21 protein-coding genes and 1 other annotated feature are annotated in these 21348 nt (G+C 36.8%); of the genes, 18 read left to right on the top strand and 3 right to left on the bottom strand.

All coding sequences use genetic code 11. The features are described from left to right. Positions 1-65: 65 nt before the first annotated feature. The 14 genes from BLV40_RS04605 (at position 66) to pheA (ending at position 13873) form a co-directional block, all read left to right on the top strand. Positions 66-809 (top strand): M23 family metallopeptidase, encoded by a 744-nt coding sequence (locus tag BLV40_RS04605; protein WP_026593515.1) that lies wholly within the window; start codon positions 66-68, stop codon positions 807-809. After that, positions 802-1662: a M50 family metallopeptidase gene (locus BLV40_RS04600; protein ID WP_090687670.1), complete on the top strand. Its 861-nt coding sequence runs from the start codon at positions 802-804 to the stop codon at positions 1660-1662. Before BLV40_RS04605 ends, BLV40_RS04600 begins: the two co-directional genes overlap by 8 nt. 67 nt (positions 1663-1729) lie before the next feature. Next, positions 1730-3118: an Rne/Rng family ribonuclease gene (locus BLV40_RS04595; RefSeq protein WP_090687667.1), complete on the top strand. Its 1389-nt coding sequence runs from the start codon at positions 1730-1732 to the stop codon at positions 3116-3118. A gap of 77 nt (positions 3119-3195) precedes the next feature. Further along, positions 3196-3273 (top strand) — a sequence feature (ribosomal protein L21 leader region). 14 nt (positions 3274-3287) lie between these two features. Then, positions 3288-3596 carry a 50S ribosomal protein L21 gene (gene rplU, locus BLV40_RS04590; protein ID WP_000270908.1) on the top strand — a complete coding sequence of 103 codons (309 nt, stop codon included), beginning with the start codon at positions 3288-3290 and terminating at the stop codon, positions 3594-3596. Between the two features lie 11 nt (positions 3597-3607). Further along, positions 3608-3952 carry a ribosomal-processing cysteine protease Prp gene (locus tag BLV40_RS04585; protein ID WP_090687665.1) on the top strand — a complete coding sequence of 115 codons (345 nt, stop codon included), beginning with the start codon at positions 3608-3610 and terminating at the stop codon, positions 3950-3952. 3 nt (positions 3953-3955) lie between these two features. Continuing rightward, complete coding sequence (gene rpmA, locus BLV40_RS04580; protein WP_017150650.1) at positions 3956-4246, top strand: 50S ribosomal protein L27; 291 nt, start codon at positions 3956-3958, stop codon at positions 4244-4246. Between the two features lie 64 nt (positions 4247-4310). After that, positions 4311-4859 (top strand): sporulation initiation phosphotransferase B, encoded by a 549-nt coding sequence (locus tag BLV40_RS04575; RefSeq protein WP_090687663.1) that lies wholly within the window; start codon positions 4311-4313, stop codon positions 4857-4859. Next, the gene (gene obgE, locus BLV40_RS04570) at positions 4859-6145 is read left to right on the top strand and encodes a GTPase ObgE (RefSeq protein ID WP_026593510.1); all 1287 of its coding nucleotides are present in this window, start codon (positions 4859-4861) and stop codon (positions 6143-6145) included. The genes BLV40_RS04575 and obgE overlap by 1 nt, the downstream gene beginning before the upstream one ends. A gap of 280 nt (positions 6146-6425) precedes the next feature. After that, positions 6426-7133, top strand: a complete 708-nt coding sequence (locus tag BLV40_RS04565) for a response regulator transcription factor (RefSeq protein WP_026593509.1) — start codon at positions 6426-6428, stop codon at positions 7131-7133. Continuing rightward, positions 7123-8205, top strand: coding sequence for a HAMP domain-containing histidine kinase (locus BLV40_RS04560; protein WP_139265464.1), 1083 nt, complete (start codon positions 7123-7125; stop codon positions 8203-8205). Before BLV40_RS04565 ends, BLV40_RS04560 begins: the two co-directional genes overlap by 11 nt. 93 nt (positions 8206-8298) lie before the next feature. After that, positions 8299-9075 (top strand): ABC transporter ATP-binding protein, encoded by a 777-nt coding sequence (locus BLV40_RS04555; protein WP_026593507.1) that lies wholly within the window; start codon positions 8299-8301, stop codon positions 9073-9075. Continuing rightward, a complete protein-coding gene (locus BLV40_RS04550; RefSeq protein WP_090687657.1) occupies positions 9050-10963 on the top strand; it encodes an ABC transporter permease in 1914 nt (637 codons plus the stop codon). Before BLV40_RS04555 ends, BLV40_RS04550 begins: the two co-directional genes overlap by 26 nt. Positions 10964-11012: 49 nt before the next feature. Continuing rightward, the gene (locus BLV40_RS04545; protein WP_090687654.1) at positions 11013-12923 is read left to right on the top strand and encodes an ABC transporter permease; all 1911 of its coding nucleotides are present in this window, start codon (positions 11013-11015) and stop codon (positions 12921-12923) included. A 98-nt stretch (positions 12924-13021) separates the two neighbouring features. Next, positions 13022-13873, top strand: coding sequence for a prephenate dehydratase (gene pheA / locus BLV40_RS04540; protein WP_090687652.1), 852 nt, complete (start codon positions 13022-13024; stop codon positions 13871-13873). Between the two features lie 38 nt (positions 13874-13911). Here the strand turns inward: pheA and BLV40_RS04535 are convergent, their stop codons facing one another. The 3 genes from BLV40_RS04535 to BLV40_RS04525 all read right to left on the bottom strand — a co-directional run bounded on the left by BLV40_RS04535 (position 13912) and on the right by BLV40_RS04525 (position 16331). Beyond that, the gene (locus BLV40_RS04535; RefSeq protein WP_026593503.1) at positions 13912-14559 is read right to left on the bottom strand and encodes an MOSC domain-containing protein; all 648 of its coding nucleotides are present in this window, start codon (positions 14557-14559) and stop codon (positions 13912-13914) included. 87 nt (positions 14560-14646) lie between these two features. Further along, positions 14647-15189 carry a transcription repressor NadR gene (locus BLV40_RS04530; protein ID WP_026593502.1) on the bottom strand — a complete coding sequence of 181 codons (543 nt, stop codon included), beginning with the start codon at positions 15187-15189 and terminating at the stop codon, positions 14647-14649. Further along, positions 15189-16331 (bottom strand): IscS subfamily cysteine desulfurase, encoded by a 1143-nt coding sequence (locus tag BLV40_RS04525; protein WP_090687649.1) that lies wholly within the window; start codon positions 16329-16331, stop codon positions 15189-15191. The genes BLV40_RS04530 and BLV40_RS04525 overlap by 1 nt, the downstream gene beginning before the upstream one ends. Before the next feature lie 174 nt (positions 16332-16505). Here BLV40_RS04525 and nadB point away from each other — a divergent pair, with 174 nt between their 5' ends. From nadB to safA, 4 genes are all read left to right on the top strand, one after another. Then, a complete protein-coding gene (nadB, locus tag BLV40_RS04520) occupies positions 16506-18032 on the top strand; it encodes an L-aspartate oxidase (RefSeq protein WP_090687646.1) in 1527 nt (508 codons plus the stop codon). A gap of 19 nt (positions 18033-18051) precedes the next feature. After that, positions 18052-18885, top strand: a complete 834-nt coding sequence (gene nadC, locus BLV40_RS04515; RefSeq protein ID WP_026593499.1) for a carboxylating nicotinate-nucleotide diphosphorylase — start codon at positions 18052-18054, stop codon at positions 18883-18885. A gap of 29 nt (positions 18886-18914) precedes the next feature. Next, positions 18915-20021, top strand: a complete 1107-nt coding sequence (nadA, locus tag BLV40_RS04510) for a quinolinate synthase NadA (RefSeq protein WP_026593498.1) — start codon at positions 18915-18917, stop codon at positions 20019-20021. A gap of 203 nt (positions 20022-20224) precedes the next feature. Beyond that, on the top strand, positions 20225-21348 hold a 1124-nt coding region (gene safA / locus BLV40_RS29070; protein ID WP_244525340.1), incomplete at its 3' end, for a SafA/ExsA family spore coat assembly protein.

The following is a 21348-nucleotide window of genomic DNA, read 5'->3' as shown; positions in this document are numbered from 1 at the left end:
GCACTTTTTGATTATTAGCGTTTCACTTCTGATGCAAAAATGAGGTAAAAAAGGAAGGGGACAGAATGAGGAATAGACGGGTAGAAGATATTAAAAAACGGATTGCGAAGAGAAGGGAAGAGAAAGAGAGGCTCGAGGAAGAACGATATTTTTCTGAAGAGAACTTGGATGAGGAAACAATTTTGATTGAAGAGGGTGAAAAAGAGGTGTATCCTTTTTTTCGAAAGGAAGTATTTTTATTTAAATTTTTATTAGCGACGATTCTTGTTCTCTCGGTAGCTATATTATTTAAAAATGCACCAGCTTCTTTGGATGGAGCAAGAACGGTTGTAAAACAAGTTATGCAAGAAGAATTTCAGTTTGCTACTGTATCAAAATGGTACGAAGATCAATTTGGAAAACCACTTGCTTTTCTACCTGCGAATGAAAAGAAGCAACCAGTGCAGCAAAAAGATTATGCAGTTCCAGCTTCGGGGAAAGTCATGCAAAAATTTCAAAAAGATGGCCAAGGTGTATTTGTGCAAACAGCTGTGAATACAGCTGTTGAATCTGTAAATGAAGGAGTTGTCATTTTCGCCGGTAAGAAAGAGGGATTTGGGAATATAGTTGAGATCCAACATGCAGATGGCACGGAATCATGGTATGGAAATTTAGGGGAGACATCTGTAAAATTATATGATTATGTTGAAAAGAAACAAAAGATTGGAACAGTTGAGAGTAATGCGGATAACAAAAATGGCAAATTCTATTTTGCGATCAAAAAGAATGAAAAATTTATTGATCCGATTCAGGTGATTTCATTTGAATAAATATAGTGAAGTATTGTCAAAAATTACAGTGCATCCGTTGTTTTGGGGAATTATAGCGATTGGAGTTTTGACGGCGCGTTTTAAAGAATTACTACTTTTATTTTGTATCGTTTTGATTCATGAACTTGGGCACGCCTTCGCAGCAGCTTATTATAAATGGAGAATCAAGCAAATACAACTTTTACCGTTTGGCGGGGTGGCGGAGCTTGAGGAACATGGGAATAAGCCATTAAAGGAAGAATTAATCGTTGTAATAGCGGGACCTATTCAACATGTATGGATGATTGGGCTAGCTTACGTCTTAGTTAGGATGGGATGGTTTAGCGAGGAACTGTATCATTATTTTGTATGGAACAATTTAATTATTTTAGGGTTTAATTTACTTCCAATTTGGCCACTAGATGGTGGGAAAGTATTGTTTAATGTTTTGTCGCGCCAATTCCCTTATTTACAAGCGCATGAGAAAATGATGAAAATATCATGTGTTTTTTTTAGTGTGATATTAGGATGGCAACTCCTTTGGAATAGCAATAGTATTATGATGTGGATGCTTCTTTTATTTTTAGCGATTTCTCTATATCAAGAATGGAAGCAACGGCGTTATGCGTTTATACGTTTTTTATTAGAACGTTATTATGGAAACAAGCGTGATATTGAAAAAATCGCTCCCATTGAGGTGCGAACGGAGGATCAATTATACACGATTTTCACAAAGTTCCGGAGAGGGTATAAGCACTCGATTATTGTTCATGGAAAATATAAGGAACATTATACATTAGACGAAAATGAATTGCTTTATGCTTATTTTACCGAAAAACGAACAACCTCATCTGTAGAAGAGTTAATCGGTTAGTGTTGACGAGGACACTAACCTTTTATATTGTAAGAAGAAAAGAAAATGAAAAAGTGAGGAAAGTATTTTGAAAACGTTATACATCAACTACACTGGTTCGGAAAAACGAGTTGCTGTAGAGGAAAAACAAGAGATTGTCGAACTTTTATGGCAACGAAATCAAGAGCAAGAGATTGTTGGGCATATTTATTTAGGACGTGTAGTGCGAACGATTGCCGGGATGAATGCAGCCTTCGTAAATATTGGTTTAGAAAAACATGCATATCTCTCCTATGACGATGTGCCATCATCATACCGAGTACATGAAGGACAAGCTCTGCTCGTACAAGTGGTAAAAGAAGCAATTGATGCAAAAGGCCCAAAATTAACAGCGAATGTAGAATTTACCGGGAAATATGTCGTTTATATGCCTTATGATGAGATGCGTGCTGTTTCCCGGAAAATAAAAAATAATAAAAAACGACAACAATTGCTTGAAATTCAATTAGAAGGAAGCGGGGGATATATTTTTCGCTCAGCTTGTGATAAAGGTGCAATAGATGAAGTGCAGATTGAAATGCAACATTTTCAAGATCTGTTTAAGGAATTAAAAAGAAAAGAAGATCATGGAAGGGCACCAGCATTACTCCATCGCCCAGCAACGTTTTTAGACCGTTTATTTAAAGAAAATCCGATTGAAACAATTGAAAAAGTAATTGTAGATACACGTAGTATAGTACTGGAATTGCAAGAGAAAGTAGGGAAAGAGAAGGTTTTGTTTTACAATGAAAAAACTTCTATGTTCAGTCACTATGGTGTAGAACGTGAAATTGAAAAAGCACTACAAAAAATAGTGTGGCTATCAAATGGTTCTTATTTAATTATTGAACAAATGGAGACAATGACGGTAATTGATGTGAACACTGGTAAATTTACTGGAAAGCAGAATTTGCAAGATACGGTATTACGGACGAATGAAATAGCTGCGCAAGAAATTGCTCGCCAATTAAGGCTGCGTGATATTGGTGGTATGATTTTAATTGATTTTATTAATATGAAAAAACAAGAAGATAGGGAAAAAGTAAGAGAGAAACTCATTTCTTCACTTCAAAGGGATCGTACATATACACGTGTTCTCGGATTTACAGAGCTCGGTATTTTAGAAATGACACGTAAGCGTAAGAAACACTCCCTGCGTGATGTATTACTAGAAGATTGTTCGCAGTGCAAAACGACAGGGCATGTTATTTCCGATGAAACTATTGCATACGAGCTGGAAAGAGAGCTTATTACATATAGTAGTGTAGAGGATGAAGCTGTGTTAATTGCAGCAAGAGCAGGAGTACAAAAAATATTTTTACAAAAAGAATTACAAAAAAATATACCGTTTCAAATTTATTTCAAGGATGAAGAAGTGGAGAAATATGCAATCGTTCGGTTTGGAACGAAGCAAGAAATTATGGAGCGAAAAAAATAGTTAGCAGAACATTTATTGACAATCGTCTATGTTTCATGATAACATCTCTATGTTATAGTTTATAGCACCTAAACTGCTATATGCTACAACCGCACAAGACAGGTTCTCAAAAGACATTCTATGTCTACCTCGTTTTGGCGAGTCTTAGTAATTATGAGGAGGTGCAAGTATGTACGCAATTATCGAAACAGGTGGAAAACAAATCAAAGTTGAAGCTGGTCAAGAAATCTACATTGAAAAATTAGATGTTGAAGCTGGTGAAACTGTTACTTTTGACAAAGTTCTTTTCGTTGGTGGCGAAAACGTGAAAGTTGGTAGCCCAGTTGTAGAAGGTGCAACAGTTACTGCGAAAGTTGAAAAACACGGTCGTGCTAAGAAAATCATCGTTTTCAAATACAAAGCGAAAAAGAACAATCGTAAGAAACAAGGTCATCGTCAACCTTACACTAAGCTAGTTGTTGAAGCAATCAACGCTTAATTCTGGTTAAGATGATTAAGATTACGATAAGTCGCACGAAATTAGGAAGTATCCAATCATTTAAAATGACTGGGCATGCCGATTATGCGCCGCACGGACAAGATCTTGTTTGTGCCGGAACAACAGCGGTTGTGTTCGGATCTATAAATGCAGTGGAAGTACTTTGTAATGTGCAGGCAACTATTGAACTCGGAAGTGATGGCGGATTCTTAACGTATGAATTGCCTAATGATTTAGACGCTCATACAATGGAAAAAGCACAAACACTTTTAGAAGGATTAGTTGTTTCGCTTAAGACGATCGAACTTGATTACGGAAAGTATATCCGTTTAATAGAAAAAGTGCAGGAGGTGTAACGTATGTTAAGATTAGATCTTCAGTTTTTCGCATCTAAGAAAGGTGTAGGTAGTACAAAGAACGGTCGTGACTCTCAGTCAAAACGTCTTGGTGCTAAACGCGCAGATGGTCAAATGGTTTCAGGTGGTTCAATTCTTTACCGTCAACGCGGTACAAAAATTTATCCAGGTGTTAACGTTGGTCGTGGTGGCGATGACACTTTATACGCGAAAGTTGACGGCGTAGTACGCTTCGAGCGTCTTGGCCGTGACCGCAAACAAGTGAGCGTATATCCTGTTGCTCAAGAAGCATAAGAAACTCACGGAAAACTCTAACCTGGGTGCAGGTTAGAGTTTTTCTATATTAAGGGGTATCTGAATGAAAGAAAAATGGACAATTATAGATGCGTTGCGTCATTCAAGACATGATTGGCTCAATCGTATGCAGATGATTAAAGGAAACCTTTCACTTGGAAGAGTGGAAGAGATTCATGGGCTCATCGATCGTTTTGTCCAAGAAGCGAGACAAGAATCCTATCTGATGGAGCTATCGATGCCTCTATTTTCAGAGTGGATTTTAACATATAATTGGAAACAGCAACCGTGCTTATTGGAGTACGAAGTATTAGGAGAACTACATAACTTATCTCATGTCGATGAGGCTGTATGTACATGGACGAATCAATTTTTCTCAATACTTCAGCATAGTTTAGACGTTTATGTTGAAAATTATGTTTGTATCACAATTGAATGTAACGCGAAGAATGCTCGTTTCTTTTTTGATTTTCGTGGTAAGCTAACGAATGTAGACGAACTACAAACGTGGCTTACGAACCAAAACAATAAATGGTATTCCATTTCTTATACAGTGCGAGATGATGAAGTCTCGGTTATATTACAACCAATTGAAAAAAGTGTGGTGAAATAATGTTTGTAGATCAGGTCAAGATATATGTAAAAGGCGGCGACGGTGGAAACGGAATGGTTGCGTATCGTCGTGAGAAGTATGTTCCGAAGGGTGGCCCAGCAGGTGGCGATGGCGGTAAAGGTGCAGACGTTGTTTTCGTTGTTGACGAAGGCTTACGTACATTAATGGATTTCCGTTACCAACGTCATTTCAAAGCTGATCGCGGTCAACACGGGATGAGCAAAGGTCAACATGGTCGTAAAGCTGACGATTTAATCGTAAAAGTTCCACCAGGAACAGTTGTAAAAGATGAAAAAACGGGTCAAATTCTTGCGGATTTAGTAACGCATGAGCAATCGGCAGTTATCGCAAGAGGCGGTCGTGGTGGCCGTGGTAACTCACGCTTTGCCACTCCAACGAACCCAGCGCCAGAAATCGCTGAGAACGGGGAACCAGGTCAAGAACGTGATGTAATCTTAGAATTAAAAGTATTAGCGGATGTTGGACTTGTTGGATTCCCAAGCGTAGGTAAATCAACATTATTATCCGTTGTATCATCAGCACGTCCGAAAATTGCAGAATATCACTTTACAACAATCGTTCCAAATCTTGGTGTTGTTGAAACTGGTGATAACCGCAGCTTCGTTATGGCTGACCTTCCTGGATTAATCGAAGGAGCACATGAGGGCGTTGGACTTGGACATCAATTTTTACGTCATATTGAACGTACACGTGTTATCGTGCATGTGATTGATATGTCTGGTTTAGAAGGCCGTGATCCATATGAGGATTATGTAACAATCAATGCTGAATTAAAAGAGTACAATCTGCGTTTAACAGAGCGTCCACAAGTTGTTGTTGCAAACAAAATGGATATGCCAGATGCAGAAGAAAACTTACAAGCATTTAAAGAGAAAGTAGGAGACGAAGTTCAAATCTTCCCAATCTCTGCAGTAACAAAACAAGGTGTTCGTGATCTATTATTTGAAGTAGCAAACTTAGTGGAAACAACACCAGAATTCCCAGTACATGATGTTGTAGACGAATCTGAAGCAAGTGTAATGTACAAATTTGAAACTGAAGGTGTTAAATTTGAAATTACACGTGAAAGCGACGGTACGTTTGTTATCTCTGGTTACGATATTGAGAAAACATTCAAGATGACGGACTTCTCACGTGATGAATCTGTGCGTCGCTTTGCTCGTCAAATGCGCGGAATGGGTATTGATGAAGCCCTTCGTGCACGTGGTGCAAAAGACGGTGACATTGTAAAAATTCTTGAATATGAGTTTGAATTTATCGATTAAGACTGCCAAAATACGGCAGTCTTTTTTATAATGGAGAAAGGAGTGTAAATAAAGCTATAGAAATAAAGATTGGAAAACTTTGTGTGGTAGGAAGAGTCCGGTTGAGCGTGGAAGTGGTTAGAGCCTTTTTTCCCATACCATGTGAAGACAGAAGGAGGCTTCTTTTGTTTTCATTGTCTTTGTATGTTGGAAAATCAAAATGAATATATGTTCGTTTTAAAATTCGGAAGAATGTAAGAAATGGTCACTCCGTAGTAAGAAACAAGGGGAGAGGGAGTATATGTATAAAATATTAATTGTAGAAGATGACGAAAAAATTGCAGAAATATTAGAGGAACATTTAGGAAGATATGGATATCAAACATTCAGGGTGACTGATTTACGTCACATAAAAGATGAGTTTGTAAAAGTAAATCCTCATCTAGTGTTACTTGATATTAATTTGCCATACTTTGATGGCTTCTATTGGTGCCGTCAAATTCGTACAATATCGAATGCACCCATTATTTTCGTCTCTGCAAGAACAGGGGAAATGGATCAAGTGATGGCGATTGAGAATGGCGGGGATGACTATATTACAAAGCCGTTTCATTTAGACATTGTAATGGCAAAGGTGAAGAGTGCATTGCGCCGAGGATATGGGGAGTATGCTTCTACGGCAGAAAGCGATTGTTTAGGCGTGAATGGATTGTTATTATTTCCATCACAGCACACAGTAGAGTGGAAAGGTCAACAAACTGAACTTACAAAAAATGAATTTTACTTATTAGAATGTTTAATGAAACAGGCTAATCAATACGTCACGCGTGAAGAGTTATTAGAGGCGCTATGGGATGAAGTAGCTTTTGTTGATGATAATACATTAACTGTGAACGTAAAACGCGTAAGGAAAAAATTAGAGGAGCTTGGTATTAAAAATGCAATTGTAACAAAACGTGGGTATGGTTATGCGCTTCTTACAGAGTGGGGAGAAGAGCATGAAGCTTAAAAGTTACTTCATAGATCGATTTTCTTTAATCCTTTCTTATATTGTAAGTCTTTGCTTATTCGGGCTTGTGTTACAGTTACAAAGTCTTTTAGAAAAGAGATCACTTGACTTGGGAACATGGGTATATGGACTTTTATTAGGAACAGTCGTGTTTATCGTATACCTCATTTACGATTATCGAAAGAGAAGTGTATTTTTTAAAAGGATAGAACAATATATTGCTGGAGGACATACGTTACATGATTCTTTACTCATTGACGATTCTTATACGTCAGAGCAAGAAATGATCGTAGAAGCGTTCACATTGCTGAGACAGCAATATATGGATGAAATTCATAAGCAGCATGCAAAAGAGCAGCAGCAAATGATCTTTATGAATCAATGGATTCACCAAATGAAAACACCGGTTTCAGTTATTGAATTATTGCTGCAGAAATATGGTAAAGAACATCGGGAAGCTAGAGAAACGGTTGAAAGTATTCGCGAAGAAAATAACCGCATTTTAAATGGCTTAGATTTAGCATTACATATGGCAAGGTTAGAGCAGTTTGCGAAAGATTACAAAGTAGAAGTAGTGAACGTAATAGATGTTGTTCGAGATATTATTAACCAAAATCGAAAATCGTTTATTCAATCTTCTGTATATCCGAAACTAATGTTTGAAGAAGATACGTGTATGGTTGCATCTGATAGAAAATGGCTTAGCATTGCCATAGGTCAAATTGTTATGAATGCAATTAAGTACACAAAAATCTCACAAGTAGAGAAAAAGGAAATTCAGTTTCAAATTGAAGAGAGGGATCACAAAGTTTTATTACATATTCGTGATAATGGAATTGGTATCCCAAAGCAAGATGTAAAGCGTATATTCGATCCGTTTTTTACGGGGATAAATGGTCGTAAAACGAGAGAAGCAACAGGGATGGGATTATATATTACAAAGGAGATTTGTGATAATCTTCATCACGGAATTTACGTGCAATCGACCGAAGGGGAAAGCACAACATTCACATTTCAATTTGCAAAAGACGAAGAATATCATGTGTTGATGAGAAAAATGACAAAATTGTAAGATAACAAATGTTTTTGTAAGGGAAATCACTCGTTTCTTTTTCTCAATTTTTTTATAGTAAATGTAAGAAGAAAACACATAGGGGGATTAGAAATGAGTGTTCTTGAAGTAAAAGGGTTAACGAAGGTGTATCAATCAAAAGGTTCAGTGGCAACGACTGCTTTACATGATATAAATTTTAAAATTGAAGAAGGCGAATTTGTAGGGATTATGGGTCCCTCAGGAAGTGGGAAAACAACGCTTTTAAATTTATTAGCGACAATTGATAAACAAACTTCAGGTCATGTATATGTAAACGGTGAAGAAATTAGTCAAATGCGAGCTGCAAAATTAGCAGAATTTCGTCGTACACATTTAGGATTCATCTTCCAAGATTTCAACTTACTTGATACGTTATCTATTAAAGAAAATATCATTTTACCACTTGTAATGGCAAACCGTCCTGTAAAAGAAATTGACGCAAAGGTGCTAGAGATTGCGAAATTTTTAAATATCGAAGGAGTTTTAAATAAAAAGGTATATGAAGTATCGGGTGGACAACAGCAACGTGCGGCAGCTGCACGAGCAATCATTCACGATCCAACATTAATTTTAGCGGATGAGCCAACTGGGAACTTAGATTCTAAGTCTGCAAAATCTTTAATGGGTGCTCTACAAGATTTACATGAGCAAAAGAAAGTGACAATTGCAATGGTAACACACGATCCGGTAGCGGCTAGCTATTGCGAACGTATTTTATTTATACGTGATGGAGAAATTTTCTCAGAAATACATAAAGGAAAAACGAAGCAAACCTTTTTCCAAGAAATTTTAGACGTACTTGCGATGCTAGGAGGGGAATATCATGAACTTTCGCCAGCTCGCGCTTAATAATGTAAAAGGAAATTGGCGTAATTATAAAGCCTTTCTTATTAGCAGTTGTTTATCAATTGTAGTATTTTTTATGTATGCTTCTTTCATTTATCATCCAGATGTCGTAAACGGTAATATTAGCATGAGGACGATGATTACAAAAGGATTAGAATCTATGAATTATATCGTGGTTATCTTCTCAGCACTCTTTATTTTATATGCTAATTCAACGTTTTTACGTGCAAGAAAAAAAGAGTTCGGTTTATTAACATTAATAGGTGGAACGAAGGCTCAACTTGGCCGAATGATTATACTAGAGCAAATGATGTTAGGTTGTATTGCAATTGTAGTAGGTATTGGTCTTGGAATGCTTTGTTCAAAACTTTTCTTCCAAGCATTAGGTGTATTATTAAAAATTGATAAAACACTTCCGCTCGTATGGAATGGAAAAGCAGTTCTTATTACAGCTGGCGTATACTTTATTCTCTTTTTAGTCTTAGCATTGTTTAGTGTTTGGACGGTAGGACGCTTACAAATTATTGATTTATTAAGAGAAGCGAGAAAGCAAAAAGTAGAACCGTTTGCATTCACATGGTTATGTGTAGTTGGGGTATTATGTATTATTGTCGCATATGTCCTTTGTTTCCAAGTGACGCTTATGAATTTTCTTATGTACTTCTTGCCGATTGTAGGATTAACAGTTGGAGGGACATATTTACTATTTACACAAGGAAGTACAGTTGTATTAAAAGCATTACAAAGACGAAAAAAATCATTCTATACATATCCAAATATGTTTGTGCTTAGCAATCTTATTTATAAAATGAAAGATAATGCTCGTTTTCTTTTCGTTATTTCTATTATTACGGCTGTTGTTTCTTCAGCGGTTGGGACGCTTTACGTATTCTTTCAAGATATGAGTTATAAAACAGTAGCAGGTACTCCTCATGCTATTTCATATATAGAAAAGGGAGTAAATACGCATAACGTCATAAGTGAAGAAAAAACGCAAGAGTTAATAAAAAAACATGGATTTGAAGAAGCGCGAAAAGTAACATATGTAAAACTTCCTGCAAAACAAAAAATAGTAATGTTTAATGGTGAGCATGAGATGCCTTTAGGTATTATCACAGAAAAAGAATATAATGCAGAAGCGCGTAAGCAAAAGAAAGAGGAAGTTCATAATGCACCAGGAAGTGCAACGATGGTTTTACTTGATATGATGAATGATTTTGTGAAGATAGATCGTACAAAGCCATTTGAGTTTACACTGAACGGACAAAAGCAGTCTATCAAGCTAAATGATCCAATTTCGCAGTCTGTTTTTAATGATGAAGGGTATCTTATCGTCAATGATCAAGACTTTGTGAAATATGCAGAGAGTGTATCAGATGAAGAAAAGACGAAATATTACGGATATTATATTGAAGATTGGAAAGAAACAGAAGATCTTGTACTAGACTTAAAAAAAGAAATTGCACAAGAACAACAAGAGAATTTCCACAATTCCATTCTTACGTATAAAGCGATAAAAGAGCAAGGTGCAATTACAATGTTCATTGGTTTCTTCGTAGCGGTACTATTCTTCTTCTTTGCTTGCAGTATGACGTACTTTAAATGGTTTAACGATAAGGAACAAGATCGTATCCAATTTAAATCATTAAAGAGAATTGGTATGACAGATAAAGAAATTCGTAAAATCGCACTTCGCCAAATGGGAGCTATTTTCTTTATCCCGATTCTTATAGGGGCTATTCATAGCGGGTTTGCTCTTCATACATTAGGGAAGATGCTTTATTTAGATTTATGGAAATCAGGTGCAATTGTCATTGGAGCGTATATTGTAGCTTCAGCAATTTATTTTGCAATTGCACAAAGAGGATATTTAAAACATGTAAAAAGCTAGGGAACCCTCTAGCTTTTTACGTGTGTAACAGGTTACAGGGGGAAAGTAGATGAACATCAGGCAACTAGCGATACAAAATGTAAGGGGAAATTGGCGAAATTATAAAGTATTTTTCTTGAGCAGTTGTTTTGCGATATTTGCTTCTTATGCATATATGTCCGTAATTGTCCATCCTTACATGCAAGAGACGATGTGGTATCAAAATGTGCGATTGGGGCTCATTGTATGCAACGTTATTATTGTCTCTTTTTTTATTTTATTTATTTTGTATTCTACTTCTATATTTATAGAAGCGCGCAAAAAAGAATTAGGATTATATATGTTAATGGGAGCGACGAAGTCTAAGGTAATAGGAATGATAATGACCGAACAAATGTTGATTGGGATTTTTGCTAATATTTTCGGTATTGGACTTGGCATGATATTTTTAAAACTCTTTTTTATGGTATTTAGTATGCTCCTTCGTCTTCCGAAAGAGTTAACTCTTATTTTTGATGCGAAAGCGATTTTTATAACGCTTAGTATATATACTATCGTCTTTTTCGTTCTATCATTTATAAGTGCTTTACGTATATGGAATATAAAGGTTATTCGACTATTAAAAGAGTTTAGAGCAGATAAAAGAGAAGCGAAAAGTTCAAAATGGCTGTGTTTATTTGGATTTTCCTGTTTAGTGATTGGCTATAGTTTAGCTTTCCAAACGACGATGTTAACGATGGGATTATACTTTATTCCAGTTGTCATATTAACCTCTGTTGGAACGTACTTTTCATTTACACACGGTGTTACACAAATATTAGAAATGATAAAGCGAAATAAAAAAATAATGTATACGTATCCGTATTTGTTTATAGTAAATCAGCTATCACATCGAATGAAAGAAAATGGTCGTTTCTTCTTCCTTTTATCTATGGCAACGACGGTTGTTGTTACAGTCACGGGTACGGTGTTCTTATATTTTTCGGGCATGGAAGATATGTGGCGAGACGGAGGAGCACAATCGTTTTCATATGTAGAAAAAGGTATCCATTCTCATGAAGTTTTTGAAAAAGATGCGGTAGAAAATCTATTACATAAGCATGGGTATGATGAATTTCAATATACAAGCTTTGTAGGATTGCAAACAACGTTTCAATCTCGAAACGAAAGTATAGAAGCCACCCTTATAAGAGCGAGTGAATACAATAAAGAGGCAAAAAAGCAAGAGCAGAAAGCATATAATCCAAAAAAGGGAACGGTTACGCTAGTTTATTATAATGAATATAATGGACCCGCTTTATATAATAAAAAAGAAATTCAACTACATGTATTTGGACAATCGTATCAATATGCGTTTAACGGTCAAAAGGAAGGAGCGCAATTCAATTATCATAATTCACAAATAAATGGTACATTTTTTGTTATGAATGATGAAGACTTTAATCATATAGAAGCGACGATTCCTGATGTAGAAAAAATCGTCTACCGAGGTTACACCTTAAATAATATTGAAGATACAAAGAAATTCAACGAAGATTTACGTAAATATATAAAGCAAGATAAGAGTAGCGTATTTCGAAACAATATGGAACTATATGTGAATATGAAAGAGGTAGGTGAATTTACGTTATTTATTGGCTCATTTATTAGTATATTATTCTTTCTTACTTCATGTAGCATTGTATATTTTAAATGGTTTCATAATATTTCATCGGATCGTAAGCAATATGAAGCCCTCTCTAAACTCGGAATGACAAAGCAAGAAGTGTGGGAAATTTCTCGTTGGCAATTAAGTATGTTATTCTTTGCGCCTATTGTAGTAGGGAGTATACATAGCGCAGTTGCATTATATACGTTTCATAATACAGTCTTTATGGAAGGATCATTTAGGAAAGTATGCTTGTTCATTATGTTTTATATTGCCGCATGCATCATTTATTTCTTCTTTGCTCAAAGAGAATATAGAAAACATATAGACTAGCTGATGCTAGTCTTTTTTTAATATTCGAAATTTATATAGAAGAATATAAATAATTATGGTATAACAGTAAGAAAAACGAAGAAGAGGGGAAAACGACGATGATTCGAGTTGGATATTTAGGACCGGAAGCAACATTTACAAATATGGCGGTGAGTCGTTTTTTTCCGGAAGCAGAGCATGTACCATATCGTACAATTCCTGATTGTATAGATGCAGCAGCAAATAAAAATGTAGATTTTGCAGTTGTACCGTTAGAAAATGCGATTGAAGGTTCTGTTAATATTACTGTTGATTATCTTGTGCATGAACAACCGCTTTTTATTGTAGGGGAAATTACAGTTCCTATTCAGCAACATTTACTTGTGCATCCAGATTATGAAGAGATGTGGAAAGAAGTGTATGCTGTACATTCTCATCCACATGCGATTGCGCAATGTCATAAGTTTTTAAATGAAGAATTAAAAGGTGTAACGGTTCGAGATATGACTTCCACAAGTGCAGCTGCGCAATATGTAAAAGAACATTCGGAAGAAAGGATCGCTGCAATTGCAAATGAAGCAGCAGCGGAAAAATATGGGTTATCAATTGTTCAGCGTAATATTCATACGCATAAAAACAATCATACGCGTTTCCTAGTATTACATAAAAAGAAGCAAGCGTTATTGCCGAGAAATGGTGAGAACCGCGGAGAGAAAACGACGATTATGATAACGTTACCTGCTGATTATGCCGGAGCACTTTATCAAGTATTATCAGCTTTTGCATGGAGAAAATTAAATCTATCAAAAATTGAATCCCGCCCGATGAAAACAGGCCTTGGAAATTACTTTTTCTTAATAGATGTAGATAAAGCATATGACGACGTATTATTGCCAGGTGTGACGATGGAGCTTGAAGCGCTCGGTTTTGCTGTAACGGTGCTTGGGAGTTATTCGTCTTATTGGTTATAGTAAAACAAAAATAAATCCCATCGCATATGTGGTGGGATTTATTTTAATTTTGCTAAGCGATCTGTTAGTTGCTCACGCCAAACTTCTGCTAATTCTGGAACAGCAATAATTTTTTCCATTGCTTCTTTGTCTTTCCGTCTATGAAAATATACTTCGTTAGAAAATAGAATGGAAACTTGATTTGGATGGCGCTCTAATAGTTTTATTTGTGAGTCTTGACGAACAATACCTTCTTGAAGAACGCGACATAAATATCCAGTATAACCCGTTTCTACAATGCGCGGTAAAATGCCGGGAATGCCGAGCCTTTTTGAAATGGTACTACACGGTACTCTAGCTTGTGTAACTTGAATGATTGCCTCACCTAATTGATAGATATCCCCGATACAAACATCACGTTCTAACATATTTAGGACAGTAATATTTTCGCCAAATGTAGAAGCTGGAAGCGATGTTTGAAATTCTTGTTCCCAAAGTGCGTAATGCTCATAGGGATAAACGCAAACGGCGCGATCAGGTCCGCCGTGATGTCGTAAATCAGCTACATCATCACCACGGAAGCCATCTTTTGAAAGAAACGATTCTTCAGTAAGCTCTTTACAAATCCCTGTTACCATTTCTTTATCTTCGTTATATTTCATTTGTTTCGGTTTGCCAATGCTAAAGTGAACGAGTTCAATTCCCATATTTGCTCTCCTTTACAATTGATTTCAATATTATATCATTTTGTAAATTAAAGCACAGAGAATGTTGAAAAAACTCTGTGCGTTACATTAATAAACGAGAAATCCAGCTCGGTCTAGCGCATCACAAGCTGCATCTAATTTCTCTTGGGAATCTGCTTCAATTGTATGTAAGTGAACACCATCAGTTAGTTGAGAGAGATAGGAAGCATTTGTATCTTCAATCTTTTGCAAATATTGCTCCACATCAAAACGGTTGCTCACCATAATAGAAGCTGTTAAGTCGCCGTATACAGGATGTTCTACTTTTACATCTTTAATCGTAACGCCGTGATCGACCAGCGTTGTTAGTTCTTGGCGGACTTCCTCTGGTTTATGTTGGCAGACGATGACACGTTCAAAAGTCTGCTGCTTCGTCTGTGGCTTTAAATATAAGTATCCTTGTGCAGTTGCGATAATTGGTTCATTTCGTGCTTTCAGTAAAGAGATATCTTGCACAATGACCTGTCTACTGACATTTGTTTTTTTAGATAATTCACTCCCAGATAATGGTTCATTCGCAGCAAGGAGCCATTGCAGGATGAGCTGCCTTCTTTCTTCACCTAAAATTTTTTTTTGGTCATTTTGTTTCATTATAATTTAACACCTCTATAAAATTGATTTCCAATTGTGAGTAGTGCATGAATGGTTGTGTCAATATTTTCTTTTGTTGTGTGGCGTCCAAATGAAAAACGGACGTATTGTTTTGCCTCTTCATACGTTTTTCCAATTGCAAGCATTGTTTTTGAAGGCTCTTGTTTGCCGACTTGGCAAGCGCTTCCTGTTGAAATCGCGATGCCATGACGGTTACATTCTAACATTGTGTACTGACCTTCGATTCCTTTTATTGTAACCCCAATGATATGAGGTAAACAAGAAGTAGAATGGCCTTCTACTTGAATTTCAAGAGGTAGAGGCTGTAATTGCTCGATAAAATAGGAGCGCAATTGCCTGAAACGAGTTTGTTCTTCTTCATGATTATCTAATATATGCTCTGCTGCTGTCAGAAAAGAAGCAATGCCAGGAACATTGACAGTACCGGGACGAAATCCTTTTTCATGAGATGTTCCAGGAAAAACTTCCTCCCAACGGACTTGTGGATTTATATAGCAAGCTCCTACACCTTTTGGTCCATAAATTTTATGCGCGGAAATAGAAAGGCTATCAATTTGCATCACTGTCACATCAATTGGGAGTTTACCAAATGTTTGAACACAATCTGTATGGAATAAAATATTACGCTTTTTGAGTATTTCTCCAATTTCTGAGATTGGTTGAATTGTTCCAATCTCAGAATTCCCGTGTTGAATACTTGCTAAAACTGTATCCTCTGTAATTGCCTCTTCTAATGCTCTTAGATCGATAAGCCCATATGAATCAACAGGGATTTCGGTAATTGTGTAACCTTGCTGCGCTAAAAATTGAAAATAGCTGCGAATCGATGCGTGCTCCATTGGTGTTGTAAGTATATGTTTACCACTTTTTGTGTTTAAGAGTGATTGGATTGCAAGATAATTAGATTCAGAACCACCGCTTGTGAAAAATACACCTTGTTCTTTTCCACCAATCATTTGTGCCAATGATGCCCTGCAAACTTGTAGTAAAGACGAAGCTGTTCCTCCGATATCGTGTAAGCTTTGTTCATTACCGAAGTATTGCTCTGCTGCTTTTGTGTATGTTTCAATCGCTTCTTTGCTCATTGGTGTTGTAGCTGCATAGTCAAGGTATATCATAATGTATAGTCCTCTCTATAATGGAGTTATATTCGTTTTTATTTTAAAGTTCCGTGAAAAATTCGTTAAACTCCTTGGTGAAAATACCACTTTCTAAAAAACTCTTGTCATTATTTTAAATCTATGTAAATATAGGTGTCAAGACAGTTGAAAAGTGTAAACTAGGAGGCAATAATTATGCCAAGGGCAGATGTCTTAATTATCGGAAGTGGTGTCGCGGCACTTAGTGTTGCGAAAGAGATTTGTCACGAAAAGAATGTGATGATTATCACAAAGAAAACAGGACGAAATAACAATACGCATTTAGCGCAGGGCGGAATTGCAGCAGCTGTAGCTACCTATGATAATGCGAGTGATCATTATGAAGATACGATAGCAGCTGGTTGTGGTTATAACAATGACGAAGCAGTTCGATATTTAGTTGAAGAAGGGCCAAAAGAGATTCATAAGCTCATTGCAAATGGGATGAAATTTGATGGTGATAAAAAAGGACCTCACCTTGGAAAAGAGGGCGCGCATCGAAAACGACGTATTTTACATGCTGGGGGAGATGCGACAGGAAAAAACTTATTAGAGCATTTGATTCAAGAAGTAGTTCCTTACGTTACAGTAGTGGAGCGAGAAATGGTGCTCGATTTAATTATAGAAAATAATACATGTAGGGGTGTGTTGACCCGAGATAGCGAAGGAAATATACATCGTTACTATGCTGAACGAATTGTATTAGCTACAGGCGGTGTTGGCGGCGTGTACGCATTTACGTCTAACGATGAAACGATTACAGGCGACGGACTAGCAATCGTGTATCGAGCTGGTGGAGAACTTGTTGATTTAGAGTTTATTCAATTTCATCCAACGATGCTCTATGTAGACGGGCGTTGCTGCGGACTTGTTTCAGAAGCGGTACGAGGTGAAGGCGCTGTTCTGTTAAACGAAAAAGGACAGCGTTTTATGTTGAACGTACATCCACAACACGATCTTGCACCGCGTGACGTAGTAGCACGTGCGATTCATGAACAGCTTCTTGCAGGTGAAAGTGTACACCTGGATATTTCGTCTATTCAAAACTTTGAAGAGCGTTTTCCTACTGTATCGGCATTATGCAAAAAGAATGGTATAGATGTAAAACAAAATAGAATTCCAGTTGTTCCAGGCGCTCATTTTCATATGGGTGGTGTGAAAACCAATTGTGATGGAGAAACATCTATTTCGCATTTATATGCTGTAGGTGAAGTAGCTTGTAACGGTGTGCACGGTGCAAATCGTTTAGCGAGTAATTCATTGTTAGAAGGTCTTGTGTTCGGGAAACGAATTGGAAAGCATATTTTAGCCCATCCAGTACAAGGACGAGAAGGCAGTTGTGAAAGAATACATGGAATATCTCAAGTTTCTCAGTTACCTATGAAGAAAGAGATACAAAAATATATGATGACGTACGTGGGGATTGTCAGAACAGAAAAGAGTTTATTGTATGCAAAACAATGGTTGGAGCAGTATCGTGTACAAAGTGTTCAAACGCAATATGAAGTTCTTACAAATGAAGATATAACAATTATGAATATGCTAACGGTCTGCCAGCTCATTACAGAAGCGGCACTGCAAAGAAAAGAGAGCATCGGTGGTCATTATCGTGGTGATTACCCAAGTCGAAATAAATTCACGAAAGAAATTATTCATGCTAACAAAAAATTACAACTTGTGTAATGAGGGGAAGAGGGATTGTATGAACGTGTTAAAGGTAAGAAAGGCATTAGAAAGTTTTTTTCTAGAAGACATTGGGGAAAGAGATGTAACATCTCAGCTTATTTTTCCTGAAAATTTAAAGGCAAAGGGAACGTTCCTTGCGAAAGATACAGGGGTATTCGCAGGGAGAGTAGTAATTGAACAAGGGTTTCGATTATTAGATGAAAGTATCCAAATTACATTTCATAAAAACGACGGAGATTTGGTAGGAAAAGGGGAGATTTTAGCAAGTGTAGAAGGGCCAATTGCATCTCTGTTAACAGCAGAGCGTGTAATTTTAAATATTATTCAACGCATGAGCGGCATAGCGACGATGACGCAAAGAGCGGTTCGAGCGCTAGAAAGTAATCATACACGTATTTGTGATACGAGAAAAACGATGCCAGGGCTTCGCATGTTTGATAAGTATGCGGTTGTTTGCGGAGGTGGGTATAACCATCGCTTCGGATTATATGATGGTGTCATGATTAAAGATAACCATATTGCTTTTGCTGGATCTATTACAAAAGCCGTTACATCTGTGAAAGAAAAGCTTGGACATATGGTGAAGGTTGAAGTGGAGACAGAAACGAAAGAACAAGTGCATGAAGCTGTAGCTGCTGGAGCAGATATTATTATGTTCGATAATCGCACACCAGAAGAAGTTCATGAGTTCTCGAAAATTGTTCCAAGTGTAATTGTGACAGAAGCATCGGGCGGTATTACAATTGAAAATTTATCAAAATACGGTAAAACAGGGGTAGATTACATTTCACTTGGAGTATTAACACATTCTGCGGGAGCGTTAGATATTAGCTTTAATATTGAAGTTTAAGGCGATAGGGTTAGAGGGGGAGATTATTTATGAGTATTTTAGAGAAGGTTCAGCCAATTGAAGCGATGTTACCAGAGCGTTATCAAACGATGTCAGTACAAGAGATGGAAGAGCGTGTCCGTGAAATTAAAGAAAAATTAGGGGAATCGTTATTTATTCCAGGGCATCATTATCAAAAAGATGAAGTCGTTCAATTTTCGGATGCTGCGGGAGATTCATTGCAACTTGCGCAAGTGGCTGCTAGCAATAAAGCGGCAAAATATATTGTATTTTGCGGTGTACATTTTATGGCTGAAACAGCAGATATGTTAACGACAGATGAACAGGTTGTTATTTTACCAGATATGCGTGCCGGCTGTTCCATGGCGGACATGGCGGATATTGAACAAACAGAACGAGCTTGGAAAGAACTGACAAAGTTATTTGGAGATACGATGATTCCATTGACCTATGTCAATTCTACAGCAGCTATTAAAGCATTTTGTGGTCGGAATGGTGGTGCAACAGTAACGTCTTCCAATGCTAAAAAAATGGTGTCTTGGGCATTTACTCAAAAAGAGCGTTTAGTCTTTTTGCCAGACCAACATTTAGGAAGAAATACAGCATATGACCTCGGTATACCATTAGATAAAATGGCGGTTTGGAATCCACATACAGATTCATTAGAATACGATGGAGAGATTGAGGACATACAAGTGATTTTATGGAAAGGTCATTGTTCTGTTCACCAAAATTTCACTGTTAAAAATATTGAAAGTGTGCGGAAAAATCATCCCGATATGAGTATTATTGTCCATCCAGAATGCTGTTATGAGGTGGTAGTGGCTTCTGACTATGCAGGATCAACAAAATATATTATCGATATGATTGAACAAGCACCATCTGGTAGCAAATGGGCGATTGGTACAGAGATGAACTTAGTAAACCGAATTATTCATAGGCATCCGGATAAAGAAATTATTTCATTAAATCCTTTTATGTGTCCTTGTTTAACGATGAATCGTATTGATTTACCACATTTATTATGGGCGTTAGAAATGATAGAGCACGGAGAAGAAGTCAATGTGATTCAAGTAGATAAGCAGGTGACAAAAGAAGCAGTCCTTGCCTTAAATCGTATGTTAGAGCGTGTGTAAAAGCGGCGGATTTCCGTCGTTTTTTTATTAAACATAATTAGCTAATTGTAGTCATACATTGTGTTGAGGGAATCATTGTATTTTTTATATTTGTGCAATAGTGTGTACGACTAGATGGTAAGAGCAAGAGGGTTAAACCATAGAGGATAGTCTCATTGTATATTACTTTTGCTCATAGATAAGTAATACAGGAGGGGGAAAATTTGAAAATTCATATCGTGCAAAAAGGGGATACCCTTTGGAAAATTTCGAAAAAGTACGGAGTAGATTTTGAAACGTTAAAAAAGGCGAATACACAGCTCAGTAATCCAGATCTGATTATGCCAGGTATGAAAATAAAAGTGCCATCTAGCAGTGTGCATGTGAAAAAAAATATGGGTGCTGGCTCAGCTCCTCCAAAAGAATATGTAAAAGAGGTACAACAAAAAGAATTTGCAGCGACACCTACGCCGCTTGGAATAGAAGATGAGGAAGAAGCACTATATCAATCTGCGCCAATTACACAGCAACCAGCTATGCAGCAAACACAAAAAGAAATGCAAGTAAAGCCGCTAAAAGAAATGCCAATACAAAAAGAAAAACCAATTCAGAAAGAAATGCCAATACAAAAAGAAATGCCAATACAAAAAGAAAAACCAATTCAGAAAGAAATGCCAATACAAAAAGAAAAACCAATTCAGAAAGAAGTACCTATTCAAAAGCCGCCTGTCGTTGAAAAACCGGCTGTAATTGAAAAGCCACAAGTTGTAGAAAAGATAGAGAAACCCGCGGGAAAAGTAAGCACAAAGTTTTCAGTGAATATATTGCCGCAGCCGCCACAACCACCAATCAAACCTAAAAAAGATTATAAAATTTCAGATGTAATAAAAAAAGGAAGCGAGTTAATCGCTCCACAAATTCATAAGATGAAGTCTAACAATATCGTGTCACCACAAACGAAAAAAGAAAATGTAAGTAATATAATATCGCCGCAAACGAAAAAAGAAAATGTAAGTAATATAATATCGCCGCAAGTGCAAAAGGAAAATGTAGGCAATATAGTATCACCGCAAGTGCAAAAGGAAAATGTAGGCAATATAGTATCGCCGCATGTAACAAAAGAAAATCTTGTTATTCCACAAGTAACACCACCAAATATTACGATGCCAATAATGGATAATAATCAAATGCCAAATATAATGCCAGCGATGGAAAACAATCAAATGCCAAATATAATGCCAGCGATGGAAAACAATCAAATGCCAAATACAATGCCAGCGATGGAAAACAACCCAATGCCGAATATAATGCCAATGATGGAAAACAACCCAATGCCGAATATAATGCC

Origin of the sequence: Bacillus sp. 166amftsu (assembly GCF_900107445.1) — a bacterium.
GTDB lineage: Bacteria > Bacillota > Bacilli > Bacillales > Bacillaceae_G > Bacillus_A > Bacillus_A arachidis.
Note: the sequence above shows the minus strand (reverse complement) of the source record. Positions and strands in the feature narration are given on the sequence as shown.

Bases quoted from the DNA above. Each gene is read 5' to 3' on its own strand.
- BLV40_RS04605 (WP_026593515.1), top strand. From the start codon at position 66: ATGAGGAATAGACGGGTAGAAGATATTAAAAAACGGATTGCGAAGAGA.
- rplU (WP_000270908.1), top strand. From the start codon at position 3,288: ATGTACGCAATTATCGAAACAGGTGGAAAACAAATCAAAGTTGAAGCT.
- BLV40_RS04585 (WP_090687665.1), top strand. From the start codon at position 3,608: ATGATTAAGATTACGATAAGTCGCACGAAATTAGGAAGTATCCAATCA.
- rpmA (WP_017150650.1), top strand. From the start codon at position 3,956: ATGTTAAGATTAGATCTTCAGTTTTTCGCATCTAAGAAAGGTGTAGGT.
- BLV40_RS04575 (WP_090687663.1), top strand. From the start codon at position 4,311: ATGAAAGAAAAATGGACAATTATAGATGCGTTGCGTCATTCAAGACAT.
- obgE (WP_026593510.1), top strand. From the start codon at position 4,859: ATGTTTGTAGATCAGGTCAAGATATATGTAAAAGGCGGCGACGGTGGA.
- BLV40_RS04565 (WP_026593509.1), top strand. From the start codon at position 6,426: ATGTATAAAATATTAATTGTAGAAGATGACGAAAAAATTGCAGAAATA.
- BLV40_RS04560 (WP_139265464.1), top strand. From the start codon at position 7,123: ATGAAGCTTAAAAGTTACTTCATAGATCGATTTTCTTTAATCCTTTCT.
- BLV40_RS04555 (WP_026593507.1), top strand. From the start codon at position 8,299: ATGAGTGTTCTTGAAGTAAAAGGGTTAACGAAGGTGTATCAATCAAAA.
- BLV40_RS04550 (WP_090687657.1), top strand. From the start codon at position 9,050: ATGAACTTTCGCCAGCTCGCGCTTAATAATGTAAAAGGAAATTGGCGT.
- BLV40_RS04545 (WP_090687654.1), top strand. From the start codon at position 11,013: ATGAACATCAGGCAACTAGCGATACAAAATGTAAGGGGAAATTGGCGA.
- pheA (WP_090687652.1), top strand. From the start codon at position 13,022: ATGATTCGAGTTGGATATTTAGGACCGGAAGCAACATTTACAAATATG.
- BLV40_RS04535 (WP_026593503.1), bottom strand. From the start codon at position 14,559: ATGGGAATTGAACTCGTTCACTTTAGCATTGGCAAACCGAAACAAATG.
- BLV40_RS04530 (WP_026593502.1), bottom strand. From the start codon at position 15,189: ATGAAACAAAATGACCAAAAAAAAATTTTAGGTGAAGAAAGAAGGCAG.
- nadB (WP_090687646.1), top strand. From the start codon at position 16,506: ATGCCAAGGGCAGATGTCTTAATTATCGGAAGTGGTGTCGCGGCACTT.
- nadC (WP_026593499.1), top strand. From the start codon at position 18,052: ATGAACGTGTTAAAGGTAAGAAAGGCATTAGAAAGTTTTTTTCTAGAA.
- nadA (WP_026593498.1), top strand. From the start codon at position 18,915: ATGAGTATTTTAGAGAAGGTTCAGCCAATTGAAGCGATGTTACCAGAG.